Origin of the sequence: Mucilaginibacter gossypiicola, assembly GCF_900110105.1 — a bacterium.
Lineage (GTDB): Bacteria > Bacteroidota > Bacteroidia > Sphingobacteriales > Sphingobacteriaceae > Mucilaginibacter > Mucilaginibacter gossypiicola.
In genome coordinates, this window is record NZ_FOCL01000010.1 from 1 (window position 1) to 18,935 (window position 18,935).

General features: G+C 43.4%; 14 protein-coding genes. 3 read left to right on the top strand and 11 right to left on the bottom strand.

Annotated elements, in window-relative coordinates; all coding sequences use genetic code 11:
- Positions 1–327 precede the first annotated feature (327 nt).
- The 6 genes from BMX50_RS25960 to BMX50_RS25985 form a co-directional block, all read right to left on the bottom strand.
- Positions 328–2,802: a glycoside hydrolase family 31 protein gene (locus BMX50_RS25960; RefSeq protein ID WP_091217041.1), complete on the bottom strand. Its 2,475-nt coding sequence runs from the start codon at positions 2,800–2,802 to the stop codon at positions 328–330.
- A gap of 109 nt (positions 2,803–2,911) precedes the next feature.
- A complete protein-coding gene (locus BMX50_RS25965) occupies positions 2,912–4,288 on the bottom strand; it encodes an MFS transporter (RefSeq protein WP_091217048.1) in 1,377 nt (458 codons plus the stop codon).
- 154 nt (positions 4,289–4,442) lie between these two features.
- Positions 4,443–6,257, bottom strand: coding sequence for an alpha-amylase family glycosyl hydrolase (locus tag BMX50_RS25970; RefSeq protein ID WP_244281104.1), 1,815 nt, complete (start codon positions 6,255–6,257; stop codon positions 4,443–4,445).
- The gene (locus tag BMX50_RS25975; RefSeq protein WP_091217052.1) at positions 6,257–8,566 is read right to left on the bottom strand and encodes a glycoside hydrolase family 65 protein; all 2,310 of its coding nucleotides are present in this window, start codon (positions 8,564–8,566) and stop codon (positions 6,257–6,259) included. The genes BMX50_RS25970 and BMX50_RS25975 overlap by 1 nt, the downstream gene beginning before the upstream one ends.
- A 132-nt stretch (positions 8,567–8,698) precedes the next feature.
- A complete protein-coding gene (pgmB, locus tag BMX50_RS25980) occupies positions 8,699–9,349 on the bottom strand; it encodes a beta-phosphoglucomutase (RefSeq protein WP_091217056.1) in 651 nt (216 codons plus the stop codon).
- A 45-nt stretch (positions 9,350–9,394) separates the two neighbouring features.
- On the bottom strand, positions 9,395–11,257 hold the full coding sequence (locus BMX50_RS25985; RefSeq protein WP_091217705.1) for a glycoside hydrolase family 13 protein: 1,863 nt from the start codon (positions 11,255–11,257) through the stop codon (positions 9,395–9,397).
- Positions 11,258–11,810: 553 nt separating this feature from the next.
- Between BMX50_RS25985 and BMX50_RS25990 the strand changes: the two genes are divergently transcribed.
- Positions 11,811–12,170 carry a hypothetical protein gene (locus BMX50_RS25990; protein WP_091217061.1) on the top strand — a complete coding sequence of 120 codons (360 nt, stop codon included), beginning with the start codon at positions 11,811–11,813 and terminating at the stop codon, positions 12,168–12,170.
- A gap of 130 nt (positions 12,171–12,300) precedes the next feature.
- Positions 12,301–12,831: a ferritin gene (locus BMX50_RS25995; protein ID WP_091217065.1), complete on the top strand. Its 531-nt coding sequence runs from the start codon at positions 12,301–12,303 to the stop codon at positions 12,829–12,831.
- 102 nt (positions 12,832–12,933) lie between these two features.
- On the opposite strand, the gene BMX50_RS26000 is transcribed toward BMX50_RS25995, so the two are convergent.
- The 3 genes from BMX50_RS26000 to porV all read right to left on the bottom strand — a co-directional run bounded on the left by BMX50_RS26000 (position 12,934) and on the right by porV (position 15,038).
- Positions 12,934–13,194, bottom strand: a complete 261-nt coding sequence (locus BMX50_RS26000) for a (2Fe-2S) ferredoxin domain-containing protein (protein WP_091217070.1) — start codon at positions 13,192–13,194, stop codon at positions 12,934–12,936.
- 192 nt (positions 13,195–13,386) lie between these two features.
- On the bottom strand, positions 13,387–13,869 hold the full coding sequence (ispF, locus tag BMX50_RS26005; RefSeq protein WP_091217073.1) for a 2-C-methyl-D-erythritol 2,4-cyclodiphosphate synthase: 483 nt from the start codon (positions 13,867–13,869) through the stop codon (positions 13,387–13,389).
- The gene (gene porV / locus BMX50_RS26010; RefSeq protein ID WP_091217077.1) at positions 13,869–15,038 is read right to left on the bottom strand and encodes a type IX secretion system outer membrane channel protein PorV; all 1,170 of its coding nucleotides are present in this window, start codon (positions 15,036–15,038) and stop codon (positions 13,869–13,871) included. Before porV ends, ispF begins: the two co-directional genes overlap by 1 nt.
- 241 nt (positions 15,039–15,279) lie before the next feature.
- Between porV and BMX50_RS26015 the strand changes: the two genes are divergently transcribed.
- The gene (locus tag BMX50_RS26015; RefSeq protein ID WP_091217082.1) at positions 15,280–16,938 is read left to right on the top strand and encodes an SUMF1/EgtB/PvdO family nonheme iron enzyme; all 1,659 of its coding nucleotides are present in this window, start codon (positions 15,280–15,282) and stop codon (positions 16,936–16,938) included.
- 116 nt (positions 16,939–17,054) lie between these two features.
- On the opposite strand, the gene BMX50_RS26020 is transcribed toward BMX50_RS26015, so the two are convergent.
- The gene (locus tag BMX50_RS26020; protein ID WP_091217085.1) at positions 17,055–17,441 is read right to left on the bottom strand and encodes a nuclear transport factor 2-like protein; all 387 of its coding nucleotides are present in this window, start codon (positions 17,439–17,441) and stop codon (positions 17,055–17,057) included.
- A gap of 98 nt (positions 17,442–17,539) precedes the next feature.
- Complete coding sequence (locus BMX50_RS26025; RefSeq protein WP_091217089.1) at positions 17,540–18,922, bottom strand: RagB/SusD family nutrient uptake outer membrane protein; 1,383 nt, start codon at positions 18,920–18,922, stop codon at positions 17,540–17,542.
- Positions 18,923–18,935 lie beyond the last annotated feature (13 nt).

An 18,935-nucleotide genomic window follows, 5' to 3' on the forward strand; every position in this document is an offset into this window, starting at 1 on the left:
ACAGTTTTTTGATTCGTAACCATAAAGAACCGGATTTTATCCGGTTCTGAACTGTGGTGTTCCTTAACTTAATGACATTGGCCGGTATCCGCTACTATCCCTAACGCTGAGAATTCTGTTAATCCACTCTCCACCACGCCATTGCGAGGCACGAAGATGGAAGCGGAGGTTATTATTATATGTCCGCGTTTGTCTGTAAGCATTTGACACAGGGCTACGGACGGACGGCAACATCCCACCAACTCTACCAGGTAAAGACAAATAAAAACGCCATTGCTACGTATTCCTATGGCAATGGCGTTACTAAGAAATGGCCTTAGCTAAATACTATTTACTTATCTCAATATGCTTAAAGTTTTTGCTAAACTTAAACTCTACCGTTTTATCATCGTTGATCTGGAACTCTTTTACGCTCTTGCCATCTACTGTTATTTTTGATGGTGCAAATGGTAAACCTATCAGGTTAAAGTGGTACCCGTCGTAACGTGGTGTGTACAAACCTTCCAGGCTTTGATCAATAGTAACTGATCTTGAGCTTCCGTTTACCACAAATTTCTTTTCAAGGTAGATATCCTGCTCGTAGGCAAAAGTTTCGCCGTAATCTTCAAACAGGAAGGAGTTTACTTCATAATCTGTATAGTAAATATTCAGCTTTACTTCTTCAATCTCTTTTTGACCAACGTATTGCATTACAGGATATTCAGGAATAACCGAACCTGCTTTTACAAATACAGGCATGGTTTCAAGCGGAGTATCAACTGATACTTCTTTTCCTCCGTCAATAACCTCATAAGTCCAGAAGTTGTACCATTTACCTTTTGGCAGGTATACATTACGCTTAATCTGGCCTGGTTCCATTACCGGGCAAACCAATATCTTATCGCCATAAGTAAACTCATCCTGGCGGAAATGGTTCAGCTGTGTATCCTGCTCATGCATCACTATCGGCCTCAAAATAGGGAAACCGTAGCGGTGATGCTCCCAAAAAGTTGAGTACAGGTAAGGAATCAAACGGTAACGTAGTTCAATGAATTTACGGTTGATAGCAGTGAACGGTTCACCAAAGCTCCATGGTTCACGCTCTTTGGTATCACCTGCGGAGTGTGCACGCATAAAGGGCGAGAAAGTTCCCATTTGGATCCAGCGGGTAAACAGTTCGCCATCAGGCTCACCACTAAAACCACCGATATCTGTACCGCAAAACGGGATTCCGGAGATCGACAGGCGCTGGCACTGGATATTACCCAGTTTCAGGTGTTCCCACGATGCTACGTTGTCACCAGTCCAAACTGACGAAAAGCGTTGTACACCCGAGTAACCCGCCCTTGTAATGGTAAAAGGGCGTTTATTTTTCATGATCTTACGCAAACCTTCGTAGGTTGAGCGTACCATCTGCATACCGTAAATATTATGCGCTTTACGATGCGACCCACGGTGGCCATCATATTGGTGGCGTACATCATCAGGAAAAGTACCTGCGCCAAATACAGCAGGCTCATTCATATCGTTCCAAACACCGGCAACGCCCATCTGCACCAACTCGTCAAACAATCCTCCCCACCACTCACGTACTTCGGGATTGGTAAAATCAGGAAACTGACAGCGGCCCGGCCATACGTGGCCTTCCATAAAGTAGTCATCACTACGGCGGCAGAAATATTTTTTCTCCTTACCTTCTTTAAACACCCAATAGTTATCATCCACGCGGATTCCCGGATCGATAATTACAACCGTTTTAAAGCCATCGGCGGCAAGCTCGCTGATCATCTTTTTAGGATCGGGGAAATACTTGCGGTTCCAGGTGAAGCAGCGGTAACCATCCATATAATCGATATCCAGGTAGATACCATCGCATGGGATCTGGTTTTCGCGGAAACCTTTGGCAATTTTCCTAACCTTAGCCTCGGGATAATAGCTCCAGCGGCATTGGTGGTAGCCCAGCGCCCAAAGCGGCGGCATCGGATGTGTACCGGTTAGAGTATGGTAGCTTTTTACCACGTCCATCATGTGCGGACCGTGGATGTAATAATATTGCAGCTCGCCGCCATCAGCCCAGAAACTTGTTTTAGTCCTGTCTTCGGCACCAAAGTCAAACTGCGCTTTAAATGTATTATCAAAGAAAATACCGTGAGCTATACCATCATTTACACTGATGTAAAACGGAATGCTCCGGTAAAGGGGATCCTGGTTCCACTGGAAGGAATAGGCGTCGGTATTCCAGTTTTTAAGTCTTTTACCACGCAGGTTAAACTCGGTAGGTTTATCGCCTAAGCCAAAAAAGCTTTCATCAGGAGCGCAGGTTTTGGTACAAAATACGTAGTAACCACCTGCCTGCACGTTCTCTTCCCAGTGCATGGGTACGGCGTCCATACTGGTTACATGGTTGTTGCTATCCGAAAAAGAGATAAAAAAATCCTTTTTGCGGATATGGCAATTTACCTTATAAGTTGAAACACGAAACTCGTTTTCATCCTCATGCAAGGTAAAACCTGCGGCCTTGGTTGGCAGCTTAGGTACACCATATGAAAAATCTTCCAGAAAAACGCTGTGCGGTGCAAGCCTTACACGGATGATCTCGTCGGTAACAACTATAACTTCAACCTTGGCATCGCCATCGGTAAAATAGAACTTGTTCCCCAACTGATCGGCGTGGTTGGGTATGCCGAGATACTTTTTTACAACCGGCTTAATACCATCGGCAGGGTTATTAAGGTGGTGAAACTCCTCTTCTTCTTCCAGTAAGTTTTCTACTTCAACTAACTTACTTGTTATCAGCTCAGGATTTGGGGTATTACTTTCCATTCAAATAAATTAGTGGTTCTGCAAATATGTATAAAGTGTCCTTACTACGCAATATACAACAATTGAATTAACGAAAAACCATTAACCGTGCCAAATCCTTAATTTTTATTCAACTTGCAGCCTCAATAATTTGGATTTTCTTACCATCCTGAACAAAAAGTACAGCTATCGCCGCCAAAAACATAAAAACACCCGCCATTACCAGCGCGTATATGGCGTGCCCGCTGTAAGCATACTTAACTATCGGTCCGCCAATGATGCCATTTACAATTTGAGGAAAGGTGATAAAGAAGTTAAAAATACCCATGTACACGCCTATCTTTTTGGCTGGTATTGAGCTTGATAGGATTGCGTAAGGCATGGCAAGGATACTGCCCCAGGCCAGGCCTATACCCACCATTGATAATATCAGCAAATGCGGATCAGAGATAAAGAATATAGAGATCAGCCCCAAACCACCCATAGTTAATGAAAATGCATGTGCTTTTTTACGGCTCAGCTTTTTAACTATGCGCGGCAATAAAAGTGCATACACTGCCGATACTAAATTATATACACCAAATAATACATTTACCCAGTTAGCGGCATCATTATAAGCCGATGACGAGGTATCCCTTGCCGGGATGTGGTAAACATGATCAACAACTGCCGGGGTGGTAAATACCCACATAGAGAAAAGTGCGAACCAGGAGAAAAACTGTACCAAACCCAATTGCTTCATGGTTTTAGGCATATTGGCCAGATCGGAGAAGATCTCCAGCAAGCCTCCCTGATGACCAGATTCGGTTTCGTCCTTTTCATGAAAGGTTGCATAAACCTCGGGAGGGTATTCTTTAGTACGGATCACCGTCCATAAAATAGCCCCTATCAGCACAGCCGCACCGATATAAAAAGAATAAAGCACATTATCGGGCACGATACCCCGGTTGGCTGTTTTGGCTATCCCAAACCACTCAGCAAAAACATAAGGCAACCATGAACCTATCACTGCTCCTACCCCAATTAAACAGGTTTGCATAGAAAAGCCTGTAGTATGCTGGCTATCGGGCAGGTTATCGGCCACCAACGCCCTGAAAGGTTCCATAGCCACATTGAACGATGCATCCATGATCATAAGCATCCCTGCTCCTACTACAATAGGCGGGATCAGCGCTGCCAGCATGGATGAGTTTGGCATAAAAAACAATGCCACGCCCGAAAGGATTGCCCCGGTTAAAAAATAAGGGCGGCGGCGACCAAGACGGTTCCATGTCCTGTCGCTGTAATGACCAATTATAGGCTGAACAACCATACCTGTTATAGGTGCAGCTAACCAAAACCACGACAGATGCTCTACATCGGCACCAAAAGTTTGCAATATGCGACTGGCGTTACCTGTTTGCAGGGCAAAGCCAAACTGGATACCCAAAAAGCCGAAGCTCATGTTAAAGATCTGCCAAAAACTTAATCGTGGCTTTTGCGCGATGGTTGGTTTATTTTTGTTCATTGGTTCATTGGTTCAATAGTTCATTGGTGGCAGCTCGTATATTATCCACCATGTTATTGCGAGCACAGCGTGGCAATCGCATGCTATACAGAGCGGCTCTGTACAGTATGCGATTGCTTCGTTGTTCCTCCTCGCAATGACATATTGTAAGTGGCTAAAACTCCAGCAACAATCCGCTCATGGCCGGAAGGCTTACTTCAACACCATTACGTATATCATCGGTATTAAATTTAGCTCCGCTAAGTAGGTCGGTGAATTGTTTATGGCCGCTTTGGTTTAATTTTGTTAACAGGTCTTCGGGGAGTTTTACGGTTAGTTTACGCTCGCTCCGGTTAAAATTGGTTATTACTAATATACGCTGGTTATTGGTATAACGCACATAGATATACAAACGGGTATCAAATCCCGGCTGACGCTCGTTGGCCATCATCAACTCATAAAACGCGCCCGATTTAAGAGCCTCGCTGTTATGCACCGCCGTAAGCAGATTGTGGTAAAAACCACGGAGCTTTTGCTGATCGGCAGATAACTGCGCACCATCATACTCATGGTTATTCACCCATTTTTGATGCTGAGGTACTCCCCAGTAGTCAAATATAGAGGTACGACCATCATTGCCGCTAAAACCTTCGGTACCGATGGCGGGCTCCCCTACTTCCTGACCAAAATAAACCATTACCGGACCAGTGTTCAGCGTAGCTGTAACAATCATACCCGGAACAGCCAGCCATGGGTTACCTGCAAAATCATTTGAGGCGATGCGCTGCTCGTCATGATTTTCCATAAAGCGGAGCATGTGTTCGTCGATACCTTTGCTATCGTGGTTCCAAACAGCGTTAATTTCCCAGGTTGATGAATTGTGCTCATCGCGAGTTAAGCGCTTGATGGCATCATACAGGCCCACCTTATCATACAGGTAATCAAACTTGCCTTTAAAAATATAATCGGCGTATTTGCCTTTGTCATAAGCTTCGCCAATGAATACCAAACCGGGGTGCTCGGTTTTCAGTTTAGGAATCACCCATCCCCAAAACTCAATCGGAACCATTTCCACCATATCGCAGCGGAAACCGTCAACGCCTTTTTCGCTCCAGTAATGCAGGATATCATAAACCTTGTTCCACAGCGGTGGAATGGGGTCAAAATGACCGTGGCGATGATCCATATAATCAACTCCATAATTCAGCTTCATGGTCTCGAACCAATCATTAATAGATGGCGCAGCGCTGAACACATCGTTACCGGTTGCCTTAGCAGGATTTTCATCAAATTTCCCATCCTTCAGCGCGCTTTTAAATTCGTCGCCACCTGGGTTATATCCCGCCGGTACCACAAAAGGCTGACCGGGCATATAGTAAAAATCGTTAGCAGCGCTGAAAGCTTTGCCTTTATCATCATCCTCACCAAAATCGCGTACACCGGCAGGTTTAACATCCGATCCATAAGTGCGGGCAACGTGGTTAGGCACCAGATCCATCAGTACTTTTAAACCATTGTTATGGGTACGTTTGATGAGCGCTTCATACTCGCCGATGCGGTTTTTAACATCAACCGCCAGATCGGGATCGATATCGTAATAATCCTTAATGGCATAAGGAGAACCTGCCCTGCCTTTCACGATATCCGGATCATCAGCTTTGATACCAAATTGCGAATAATCCGTCATGGTAGCGTGCTCAATTACACCGGTATACCAAACGTAGGTAAAACCCATCTTTTTAATTTCCTGAAGGGCTTTATCGTTGATATCATTCAGCTTGCCAACACCGTTTTCTTCAACAGAACCATTGGTTTTATTAAGCGTTTGCGTATTGCCGAATAGTCGGGGTAGTAACTGGTATATAATGAGCTTGTGATTGGTAGTTTGTTCCATGCTGTTTTTCTTTTTGTGATGTTTTACCTGTGCCAACGTAATATACGGCAATATTGTTGCAGCAATAAAAAAGACAAAAACACAATTCTTTTTCATTATGCTTCAACCAGTAATTCATCATTGGCTTTCACCAACTGCTCTTTTCCGTAAACCAGCACAGTTGTTTCCACGTCAGATGCATTCTTGATCTGTACACCTTCCTTGCTTACTTTAATGTTTAGCAATGCACCACGGAAACCGATATGGAACGAAAACGACGACCATTTTTCAGGAATAAACGGTTGGAATGAAAGCTTATCATTACTTACACGCATACCACCGAAGCCTTCTACTACAGACATCCAGGTACCTGCCATTGATGTAATATGGCAACCATCCTCAGTATCGTTATTATAATCGTCCAAATCTAAACGGGCAGTGCGTAAGTAAAACTCATAGGCACGGGCCTCGTCGCCAAGTTTAGCCGCCAAAATAGCGTGTACGCATGGTGACAATGATGACTCATGTACCGTACGCGGCTCGTAGAAATCAAAATTGCGGCGTATGGTATCTATATCATACTGATCTTCAAAAAAGTAGATCCCCTGCAATACGTCGGCCTGTTTAATGTAGCATGAACGCAGGATCCTGTCCCAGCTCCATTTTTGGTTGATAGGGCGCTCAGAGGCAGGCAGGTCTTTCACCAGGATCTGTTCTTTATCCAAATAGCCATCTTGCTGTAAAAACACCTGACGTTTCTCGTCGTACGGGTAGTACATCTTTTGTACAATATCCCGGAAACGGCCAAACTCAGTTTCTTCATCCAGGTTCACTTTGCTTACCAACGCTGCATATTTTTCAGGATCTGTTGCTTTTATTTTTTCGGCAACATCAACGGTATATTGCATGCACCAGGTAGCGATGGTGCTGGTGTACCAGTTGTTGTTTACGTTATTCTCATATTCGTTTGGCCCGGTTACGCCCAGCATTACATACTGTTGCCTATCATCCGACCAGTTAACCCTTTGCGACCAGAACCTGGCTATACCCAGCAATACCTCAAAACCGTAATCACCAAGGTATGTCTCATCGCCGGTATAACGCACGTAGTTATAAATAGCAAAAGCAATAGCCCCATTACGGTGGATCTCCTCAAAAGTGATCTCCCACTCGTTGTGGCATTCGGTGCCATCCATAGTAACCATAGGGTACAATGCAGCACCATTTTTAAAGCCCAATAGCTGTGCGTTTTCTATTGCTTTACCCAATTGCTTATAGCGATATAGCAGCAAATTGCGGGTAACCTTTTGTGGTGCTGTTGAAAGGTAAAAAGGCACACAGTAAGCCTCGGTATCCCAATAAGTTGAGCCTCCATATTTTTCGCCGGTGAAACCTTTTGGGCCGATATTTAAGCGGTCATCCTCTCCGGTATAAGTTTGGTTAAGCTGGTAAATATTAAAGCGGATAGCCTGTTGTGCCGATACATCGCCATCAATAATGATATCGTTATGTTTCCATTTTTCGGCCCAGGCGGCAGCTTGCTCGTCCAGCATGGTATCAAACCCCTTGGCGATGATGCGATTTAATGTAGCGTTTAACTGATCAACCAGTTCTTCCTGTTTATAATTTTGTGACGACAGGTTAGCTGCATACTTAATTACTGTAATGCTTTCGCCTTGTTTTGCCTCTAAGCTAAACTTAGCGGCCACGTATTTCTCTTTTTCGATAGCCTCGGTAGTTGGTTCAATAGCAACACCATTTTGCAGGATGTTAAACTTCATGCCGGTAGCAACCACAAAACCAGTCTTTTTGGTACGCATCACAATGTAACCACCATCAGCTTGTGTGGCTTTGCTTACCTCATCCCAAAACTTTTCGTCGTAATTAGAGTCTTTGTTCACCACATCACCATCAATAGATGGCGTTAAAGTGATAGCACCGCTGAAGTTTAACGGGGTAAGCGTGTATTTAATGGCGCCTGTTTCGTCATCGGCCATGCTGCAGAAGCGGATGGCTTCTACCTTAACTTCTTTACCTGATGCTGTTTTAGCATGAAAATCGCGTTTCAGGTAGCCATCTTTCATGTTCAGTTCCCGACGGAAGCTCAACACTTCGCATTTAGCAAGGTCAAGTTGCTCACCATCAATTACAACGTCGATACCAACCCAGTTGGCAGCATTCAATACTTTGGCAAAATATTCGGGATAACCGTTTTTCCACCAGCCTACGCGGGTTTTATCAGGGTAGTAAACCCCTGCTACGTAGTTGCCCAACAGGGTATCCCCACTGTAAGCTTCCTCAAAATTGGCACGCTGGCCCATACGGCCATTACCCAAACTGAATATACTTTCAGAAATCTTGTTATAATGAGCGTCGAAACCTTCTTCAATTATCTTCCACTCATCAGCTTTTATGTAGTTTTTCATTTAATCACTTTATTTAACCACGTCATTGCGAGGAACGAAGCAATCGCGAACTGTACAGAGCGAACATACAGAGCTGCTCTACTTATTGGAGATTGCTTCGTTCCTCGCAATGACGTTTCTTTAATAAACATCTTACAACTTATACAATTTATCCAGGGTCATCTCATCCAAACCTTTTATAACCAGGTTGGCTCCTGTAAGTACATCTGGCGAGCCGATGCCTACCACCTTCATGTCACCTGCTACGGCGGCTTCAACCCCGGCAATGGCATCCTCAAATACCACACACTCTTCGGGCAACACGCCCAATGCTTGCGCACCGGCTAAAAACACTTCGGGATCGGGTTTGGCTTTGCTTACTTTGTTGCCATCAATCACCGCATCAAACATATCGGTGATACCGATTTTCTCCAATATGGTCATGGAGTTTTTACTTGCCGAACCCAGTGCCGTTTTGAGGCCTACCTTACGGCAGGTTGTTAAAAACTCTTTAGCTCCGGGCAAAATCTCTTCGGGTTTCATCTGGTTTACCATTTCCATATACCATATGTTTTTTTGGGTAGCCAGTTGCTCCTGCTCAGCTTCGGTTTTGGTAACCCCGCCCCAACCCAATATCAGTTGCAGCGAACGTACCCTACTTACGCCTTTCAGTTGTTCGTTCTGATGCTCGGTAAAATCAAAACCAAGCGAGTTGGCCAGCCTTTTCCAGGCTTTATAGTGGTAAACGGCAGTATCAACAATTACACCGTCCAGGTCGAAAATACAAGCTTTTATAGTATTCATTTTCTTGGGTAAAACACAGGGAATTAGTCCCCTAAAGATATTATTTTAATGAGTAACGCCGGGTATCAATTCTAATACTAAAGTTGTCTTGGCAGGTATTGTTACTTTATCCAGACCAACCATTTCATCTGTTAGTACATTCTTTGCTTTTTTGGCATCGCCAATACGCTCGAAATATCTTGAGGTAGTGGTTTCCTGATCTTTCTCACTGCTGTTAAACATAATCATCACAGTTTTTTGGGCATCGTACCTGAAATAAACATAAATGCCATTTTCGGGTACAAACTGCATCATTTTACCGGTTTGCAGGGCCGTAGTACCTTTACGGTAATTGGCCAGCTTGCTCACATAGCTATAAGCATCATTCTCCTTTTTATCGCGGCCTTCGGCAGTAAACTTGTTTTGTTTATCGCCGGCCCAGCCACCCGGGAAATCCTCGCGCACCAGGCCATCCGGGTTTGAGTAGTTTTTCATCAGGATCTCATCGCCATAATACATTTGCGGTACACCACGCATGGTAAGTAGCATAGCCATAGCCGATTTATATTTGGGAATGTCTTCACCCACCATAGATAGCAAACGGCTCATATCATGATTATCCATAAATATGGTGTTGCGGGTAGCATCCTGGTATAAAAAGTCTTGTGCTACTACAGAGTATAAGCGGCCAACACCGTCTGTCCATCCATCTTTACCGTTGATAGCTTCGTAAATAGCGTCTTTTAAAACTCCGTCGGTCACACCGGGCAGTTGGGTATCAAAGCCGCGGTTAACGGTATTACCCTGTGTAAAAAATGCCTGGTTAGCAGCCGACCATACCAGCGTTTCGCCAAAGATGGAAAGCTTAGGGAACTCGGCTTTAACATCTTTGGCCCACTTGGCCATATAAACAGGCTCATTATAAGGATAGGTATCCAACCTGAAACCATCAATACCAGCATACTCCACCCACCAGATGTGGTTTTGGGTGAGATAGTTTTGCACGTAAACATTGTTCTGATTAAGATCGGCCATGCGATGGTCAAACCAGCCATCCTGCATCAACTTGCGGTCCATTGGCGAAGCATGCGGGTCCATTACCGCCGCATCACGGAAATTTGATTTGGTATACGTTGGCCATTGGTGCACCCAGCTTTTCATCGGCATGTCCTGTATCAGGTAACCTTCGGTACCGGCGTGGTTATGCACCAGGTCTTTAATAACCTTCAAGCCCATGCTGTGGCATTTTTCAACAAACTTTTTATAAAGATCATTGGTGCCGTAACGGGGGTCTATCTTATAATAATCGGTAACCGCGTAACCGTGGTATGAAGCGTGCGGCTCATCGTTTTCAATTTCGGGAGTAAGCCAGATAGCGGTAACACCTAAGTTTTTCAGATAATCGAGATGATTCATGATCCCCTGCAAATCTCCCCCATGACGGCTGAACATCGAATCGCGGTGAATACCCTGCTCACGAAGGTTATTGAATGAGTCATTAGCGGCATCACCGTTGCTAAACCTATCAGGCATAATCAGATAGATCAGGTCTTTGCTGGTAACACCCTGCGCCCGGCCCACCGACTTGTCGCGTTTGTTAAGTGTGTAGCTATAAGTAAGATCTTTTTCACCGGCTTTTTTAAATTTTATCGGGAACGTTCCCGGAACAGCCGATGAAAAAACTTGCAGGTCGACAAATAAATAATTTGAATTTTCGACTTTATGCACTGCTTTAAGCTTAACACCCGGATAGCTTAAGGATACACTGCGCGATGCGATGTTGCTGCCATGAACCACCAGTTGCAGATTAGGATTGCTCATGCCAACCCACCACGACATAGGCTCAACGCGCTCAAGTGCAGGCGTTTGTGCCTTTACACCCAAAGCAGCCAGCAAGCAGCATAAGGTGGATAGTAAGGTTTTTCTCATATAAAAAAATGATAAAAGGATAATTGGTTGGGTTACAGATAAGCCAGCAACCACGCTTCAAATTTATAATAAAATTAATTGCTTGTATGAAAAAGTTACAGATAAGTTAATTGATGTTGTATTCCAACAAACATTGTGCTTTTATAACTTACACCGTCGCCCTCTTGGCCGGGCGGGGCCAGTTACTTTACCTTAGATGCAAAGTAACCAAACATCAAGACAAAAAAATGCTTCCCCCCACAGGCTATACTCCCAGGCCCGCTTTTTTGTCGGGCTCACGCACTTTTGTTTTGTTCTTCATTTTTTGATCTTCAAATATTATGTCATTGAGGAGCGGCATGGGCACGAGCAGGGCACGACGTAGCAATCTCTTAGCTATACAAAGCGGCAATGCATTGGCTGCGAGATTGCCACGCTTTGCATTACATGATTGTAAATCTTACTGTCTTATTTCCTGACTCTTGCCGTCTTGCTTCTTTCCCCGCCTGTTAATAATTTTTTTCTATGTTTATTTGGATTGATTACAAATAATACCAATATTTGTACCCGTTATATGATTGCGACCACCGAACTAACTTTATGGACCGACGTTTTCAGCACCAAAACAGGTGCAGTTTACCAGTGCGATGCGGAGCGTTGCTGGTATGTTGATTTCGCCGGTAAGGTTGCCCGGTTTGACCATCGTAATTTCCTGAAACTGCGCAAAGCAGTTTACGCTATCGACATTGAGGAAAAACTCCTTACTACTACTACCGATCCGGATGTGGAGATCATTTTTATCTGCGCCTGCGATCATTGTTATGTACTTTCCCTTGCTCAGATCATCAACCTGAAAGAGCTTTTAGAAGGTACTTTTGTGATGCTGGAACTCAACCATATTATTCACGACCGCCTTTACAGTAACTCCCTGTAATTTAGACCAATTCTTGTTATAATTTAGATTAATTTCATATTATCTTTAATTTAAACTAATATGCTTTAACTGCATTATTATTGCATTATAATTTACCGTAAAGTCATATAACGTTTAATTTATCGAGATCATGAAAGACCTACTCCGCATAAAAAGCCTGATATCGGCAGATATCGAATTGCTTTTAAACCAGCAAGTTAAGAAAGAAGCACTTTCTTCATCAATATATTTGGCCATGGCTTCATGGTGCAACCGTAATGGTTATGATTTTTCATCCGAATATTTTTTCAAACAAGCCGATGAAGAACGCCATCACCAGTTAAAATTTTATAAATATATTCTTGATATGGGAGGCAATGCTGTATCACCAGAGGTTACCGGCATTAAACAGGAATATAACTCATTCCGCGAAGTGTTTGAAGAGGCGCTTGACCAGGAGATCAGCGTAACTAACGCTATCAAAAACATCTACGCCCGTTGCATGAAAGAGCAGGATTTTGTTACTATGGAGTTCCTGAACTGGTTCCTGAAAGAACAACGCGAAGAAGAATACAAAGCCCGTCGCGCTCTTGAACTATTCGAAGTTATTGGCGAAGAAGGCACCGGCAGATGGCAGATTGACAAGCATGTTGGTCAGATAAAATATGATAGTGAGGCGTAAAACCTCACCCCGCCGCTCTCCAAAGGAGTGAGTTCAATAAAAAAGGGTCCTTTTGCAAGTGCAAAAGGACCCTTTTTTATTATTGCCTATTTGTTGAATTTTTTAATCTATCAGATCCATCAGCTTCAACACCTCTTTTGGATGATATTCTTTTAGCCAGGTATTCCCGGGCTGAATACTGCACACCGGAGCGTATTTGCACCTGTCGGTACATTCGGTTTCAATAACCTCCAACTCTTCACGGCCGTGGTGGTGTTTGATATACGATTTAGCCAGTTTGTACATGTCTTTACCGCCACGTTTGCCACATTTACTGCCTACGCATACGTACAGCACTTTATCAGGTATGGTAAATTTGCTCATGATGCTATTTGTTAAAGTTGCGTTAATAAATAGCAAAGTTAATGCTAAAACAATGCAAATAGTTGTCTGAACCGCGATTTATTGGATTTATGAGATTAAGCGGATTTTTCCTTTTATACTCATGCCTGCTCTCTTAATAAGTTGGCATGCCTCATCGTTCCCATCCTTTATATGAGGTTCGATATTACTATGCTATTCCCTTTCAATTAAGCACACTGCATAAGCTACAACGCCTTCTTCGCGGCCGATAAACCCCATTTGCTCATTGGTAGTAGCTTTAATGGAAATATCTTCTTCACTAATAGCCGCAGCTTCGGCTATATAGGTTTTCATTGCAGGGATATGTGGATTGATCTTCGGGGCCTCAAGGCACACCATGGCATCAATATTGCCAATAACAAAACCTTTTTCTTTGATAAGGGCAACAACATGTTGTAAAAGGATCAAACTGCTGATGCCTTTCCATCTGTCGTCCTTATTTGAAAAGTGAAAACCTATATCACGCAGGTTCGCTGCGCCAAGCAAGGCATCGCAAATTGCGTGTAACAACACATCGGCATCTGAGTGACCGTAAGCACCGGCGTGGTGCTCAAGTTTAACTCCGCCTAAAACAAAGGGGTGATTTTCTTTTAACTGGTGTACATCAAACCCAAAACCTACCTTAATTTTACCCATTATCTTCTTGAAGCATTTGTTGTACCACCAAAACTTGCCGACAAAGTGAAGCGCAAAGTATTGGCCAGGGCACTATTTTGCTGGCTGGCTGCCAGGTATGAAAAATCAAAATCAAAAACACTGTATTTAAACCCTATACCCATGGTAACATAGTGCCTGTCGCCTTTGGATGGGTTTTCATAAAAATAGCCTGCCCTTACAGCAAACTGCTTGTTGTACCAGTACTCAACGCCTGGCGAAAAGCTGATCTCTTTCAACTCTTCGCTAAAGCCACCCGGTGCATCACCAAACGATTGAAAAAGGCCGGCGGGCACAGATACATTATCATCTTTTCCTTTTATAATATTACCATTCACATCGCGCAGCGGCGGAGTTGGTACCAGTAGCTTGTTAATATCGAAGGTTGCTGTAAACTCATTGACATCGTCCAATTGCCAGGTGTTGGCTACGCCTAATTTTAAATTGGCTGGTAAAAAATATTTATTACCAACATCGCTGTAGCTGATCTTTGTGCCAATATTTGAAATGTGTGTTCCAAAGGCAAAAGTGTTGCCATCGCCATATGGCGCTGTATAATATAACGAAACATCGGCAGCAAAGGCATTGCCCGCTTTTGCAGCCTGGCTTGATCCGGTAGCAAACGAGATGCTTGATATGTTAGAGTGAATGTACCGTGCAGTTAAGCCCAATGAAAAGTTATCGCCAAACTTACGGGCAAACGAAACATCAAGCGAATATTCATTAGGTGTGTAAGTACCCTGATCGTTTGTGTTATCGTCTGTAAGCTGAATAGAACCGTAGTTAAAATACCTTAGTGATGCTCCGATGGTATTCCGTTCATCAATTTTGTGCGCATAGCTCAGGTACGACAAGCTGATATCGGGCACGAGATGCCTTAACCATGGGCTGTATGATACCGATAGCGCATCATTACTTTCCAGGAATGCAAGCTTTGACGGGTTCCAGAAGTTTGCATTTACATCCGGCGATAAAGCTACGCCTGCATCCCCCATAGCCCCCGAACGTGAATCTGGAGAAATGTTTAAAAAAGGGACTTCAGTGGGAATTGCATTGACATTACTTCCGTTAGTATTTGTTTGTGCTGCTGCTGCAATTGGCAATAAAAAAGGGGTAATTATAGCAAGGCCTCGAAATGTAAAAAACTTCATTTGTAGGAATTAGGTTATAACAATTTGTATTTTATAAAACAGGATCATGACTTGTTTTACCTTTTCAAGCCTGTGCCTATGCTGAAAGTTAAATCAAAAATTTAAATCAACGCAACTAATTTCATCAATTTTTCGTTAAAACCCCTGATAACTGTACTATTTATTTCTAAATAATGGTTCATAAGCATAAGCACTGTATCCATTTTTTTATAAATTTACCACTTAATATAACTGTAAAAATATGAAAATACTTTTTACTAAAACTGCTTTGGGATTGTTGGCTTTAGGGGCCGTGCTGAGCAGCTGCAGTAAACGTGAACAATCGCAAAAAACGGGTATAACTTATAACGATAAAAACAATGGCGGTTATGAGCGTTTCAGGCAAAGCCACCCATCTCCGGGGCCTGGATTAGTACCTATTGAAGGCGGTACATTTGTTATGGGCGGCAGTGCCGATCAGGACATCACCTACGATTATAATAATGTGCGCCGCAGGGTTACTGTTCCGTCTTTTTACATGGACGAAACCGAGGTATCAAACCAGGATTGGCTTGATTACCTGCACTGGATCAATATTACTTTCCCACAAGATCGCGAGTTATATTATAATGCCGTACCTGATACATTGGTTTGGCGGCACCCATTATCGTATAACGAGCCTTATGTAGATAACTACCTTCGCCACCCGGCTTTTCAGGACTACCCTGTTGTAGGTGTAACCTGGGACCAGGCGCAAGCTTATTGCTCATGGCGTACCGACCGTACCAACGAAAACATTTTACGTGAAACCGGAAAACTGGTAGCATGGAAAGACCAAGGTAAAAAAGGCGGCGGCGGTGACGCGGGTATTGCAGCTAACGGCCAACCTTTCAACACTGATATTTACCTGAACGGTCAAATGACGGGTGCAGGTGTAGATGGTAAAAAAATGATGCCAAACCTGAGCCCTAACGCTCAGGCCGGAACTGGTAAAGGCGGCAAAGCTGTTAGACCGGTACGTATGGAAGATGGTATCCTGAAACAAGCCTACCGTTTACCATCCGAAGCAGAATGGGAATATGCAGCGTTAGCCCTTGCAGGCAACACACAGTTCGAAAACATCGATGATGGCAAAATGTATACCTGGAACGGTTTAGGCGTACGTTCGGCAAAAAGAAAAACACGCGGCTTGATCATGGCCAACTTTAAACGCGGCAGTGGTGATAATGCCGGTGTAGGCGGTTACCTGAACGATAAGGCAGACATTACTGCTCCTGTACGTTCTTACGCACCTAACGATTTTGGTTTGTACAACATGGCAGGTAACGTTAACGAATGGGTTGCCGATACTTACCGTCAAACATCATTTGAAGAATTTGAAGACTTCAACCCTTTCCGTGGTAATGAGTTCTCAAACAAACGTATGGCAGATCCAAGCAAAGGGCTTTATGCCAAAGATAAATACGGCAAGCCTATTAAAGATCCTGCACACTCCAATAAAAAATTAAAATACAGCGAACTTTTAGCGTTACAACAACAAACTACAGCTGCACAAAGTGCTAATCCAAATGCGCCGCTTGCTACTTCGCAAACAGGCTCGCTTCCGGTTGATTCGTTATTACCTAAAAACTCGGGTAAGGCTTACACTCCTGATGCAAGAGGTGAAAAGGATGAAGTTAACAAAGCCCTTTATGGTACAACCACCCTGGTTAACGACCACTCTAAAGTATACAAAGGCGGATCATGGAACGATATGGCATTTTGGTTAAATCCAGCTACACGTCGCTTTATGGATCAGGATGAGGCAAGTGCCGAAATTGGTTTCCGTTGCGCTATGACTTTAGTAGGTGCACCTGAAATTAATCCTAATGGCAAACCTCATTATCCGGTTAAAAAAGCTAAACCTTTTAAAGCAAGATAATTTTCACAACAGATATATAGATAAGGCCTTTCAGCAATGAGAGGCCTTATTTGTTTATAGACAACCAATCCAAATACACTATCACAAATCCGCGTTGATCTTGCAACAACAATGCGCTATCCGTCAATCTGCTCAACCCATTGACTTCGCCAGGCAGGAGCTTCAAAGGGGTCGGCGAAATACTGCGTTTCATGCACTACCTTATCCCCGCTAAATTCCATAATACTCACAGTGAAAGCCTGCCGTTCCTGATAGTTGATAGTATATTCTGTAATCCAGATATCACCTTTTCCGAGGATCCGCCTAACGCGAAAACCTGATGGCTTACCGGGATGATGCCCACGTAAGGCCTGCAAATTACTTCGTCCAAAAATTCGTTCGCCCGACTGCGGATAATCGCAAATAACATCATCATCATAAATGTCATGCTCCGCATTAATATCGCCGGCTGCCGATGCCTGCCAGTGCGCATTCAGGGCGTCAAGTATTTGGTCATCTTCCATGGTTGTTGAAATTTGATATCTTAGTTCTTAGGTTAAACAAAAAATCCCGGTGAATATTAATCACCGGGATATATGTATTTCAAACATTATGACTGTTGTTAATAGCCTTCATTTTGTACCAGGTTTTTATTAGCTAAAAGCTCGCGCTGTGGCACAGGAAAAACCAAGGCCGGCGAATTATATTGGACCGAACCTACCTTTTTAAGTTCTAATCGCTTAGCATCCTGGAGGGCAAACCCTTCAAAATGTAACTCAAGTATCCGTTCCCTGATTATGTCGCCCAGTTTCACAGTCCCAATAGGCGTTGCACCGGCCCTTACCCTTATTTTATTCACATCTGCCGTTGGAGTTGCACCTATAACGGTTCCATTACGAAAATTGCCTTCTGCACGGATCAAATACATTTCTGCTAAACGTACAACATGGGCATTACCTAATGAATTATTATATTTTTTGGTACGATAATATAAAGGATTACCATCACCATCAGTTGTAGCAGTAAAAAACTTGCCCCTGCTGTCATTTGTGGCAAATGAATCGGCCACAAATGTTGTTTTAGCCCTTACATCTCCCCGGCCGCCAAAACCCGACGAAGCAAAATAAGTATTGAATGAGTTTACACCCTGCTGAGAGGTTACCTGTATAGCAAAAATATCTTCAGAAGTATTGTCGAAATGCGCTGCACTGGTACCGTTTGGAAACTCAGCTGCATATGTTGCATTTAAACTATAATTACCTGATGAGATTACATTATTAGCTTCAGTAACCGCTAAAGTATAATTTCCCTGTTGTAAATAAAGCCTCGCTAAAATAGCTTGCGCTGCGCCTTTGGTGGCCCTGAATGAATTCGTTTCGGGAAGTTTGGCTTCTGCATCGGTTAAATCACTTATCGCCTGGTCATATACAGCTTTAACCGTAGCCCGTGAAACATATGATGCATCACTAACCACTGTTGTTGGGGTCAGCACAATTGGCACCGCTAAATTCGAAGAAGGAGTACCATCATTGTAAGCTTTGCCATAAAGCCGTGCCAAATCAAAATACATTAAACCACGTATAAATTTAGCCTCACCCTCTGTCCTGTCCTTATCATCAGCAACAACCTTGTTTAAATTAGCCAACACGTTATTTGCCAAATTAATAACCTGGTATCCTCTGAGCCAGGTGTCTTGCACAAAACCGTTATCAACAAGAATCTTTTGGTTAACCATTTGGGTTAGCTCCTGGAAAGTACCCGTCCAATTGACGATTGTTTGGGTAGCCATAAGATCTGAGTACATAAATATATCACCAGCGTACAGATCTGATTGCGCCATTCTGTTATAGGTGCCTACAAGGGTACTTTGAACATCTTTTGCAGTCAATATAGCCTGGCTTTGATCAATGGAACCAGTAGGCTTTATATCGAGTGCTTTATTACACGCGGCTACGCTTACAGTAAGCGCAATTGCAGCAGTATATAAAAAATATTTTCTTTTCATTTCAGTAATTTTA

Bases quoted from the DNA above. Each gene is read 5' to 3' on its own strand.
- BMX50_RS25960 (WP_091217041.1), bottom strand. From the start codon at position 2,802: ATGGAAAGTAATACCCCAAATCCTGAGCTGATAACAAGTAAGTTAGTT.
- pgmB (WP_091217056.1), bottom strand. From the start codon at position 9,349: ATGAATACTATAAAAGCTTGTATTTTCGACCTGGACGGTGTAATTGTT.
- BMX50_RS25965 (WP_091217048.1), bottom strand. From the start codon at position 4,288: ATGAACAAAAATAAACCAACCATCGCGCAAAAGCCACGATTAAGTTTT.
- BMX50_RS25970 (WP_244281104.1), bottom strand. From the start codon at position 6,257: ATGAAAAAGAATTGTGTTTTTGTCTTTTTTATTGCTGCAACAATATTG.
- porV (WP_091217077.1), bottom strand. From the start codon at position 15,038: ATGAAGTTTTTTACATTTCGAGGCCTTGCTATAATTACCCCTTTTTTA.
- BMX50_RS26000 (WP_091217070.1), bottom strand. From the start codon at position 13,194: ATGAGCAAATTTACCATACCTGATAAAGTGCTGTACGTATGCGTAGGC.
- BMX50_RS25995 (WP_091217065.1), top strand. From the start codon at position 12,301: ATGAAAGACCTACTCCGCATAAAAAGCCTGATATCGGCAGATATCGAA.
- BMX50_RS25975 (WP_091217052.1), bottom strand. From the start codon at position 8,566: ATGAAAAACTACATAAAAGCTGATGAGTGGAAGATAATTGAAGAAGGT.
- BMX50_RS26025 (WP_091217089.1), bottom strand. From the start codon at position 18,922: ATGAAAAGAAAATATTTTTTATATACTGCTGCAATTGCGCTTACTGTA.
- BMX50_RS25985 (WP_091217705.1), bottom strand. From the start codon at position 11,257: ATGAGAAAAACCTTACTATCCACCTTATGCTGCTTGCTGGCTGCTTTG.
- BMX50_RS25990 (WP_091217061.1), top strand. From the start codon at position 11,811: ATGATTGCGACCACCGAACTAACTTTATGGACCGACGTTTTCAGCACC.
- BMX50_RS26020 (WP_091217085.1), bottom strand. From the start codon at position 17,441: ATGGAAGATGACCAAATACTTGACGCCCTGAATGCGCACTGGCAGGCA.
- BMX50_RS26015 (WP_091217082.1), top strand. From the start codon at position 15,280: ATGAAAATACTTTTTACTAAAACTGCTTTGGGATTGTTGGCTTTAGGG.
- ispF (WP_091217073.1), bottom strand. From the start codon at position 13,869: ATGGGTAAAATTAAGGTAGGTTTTGGGTTTGATGTACACCAGTTAAAA.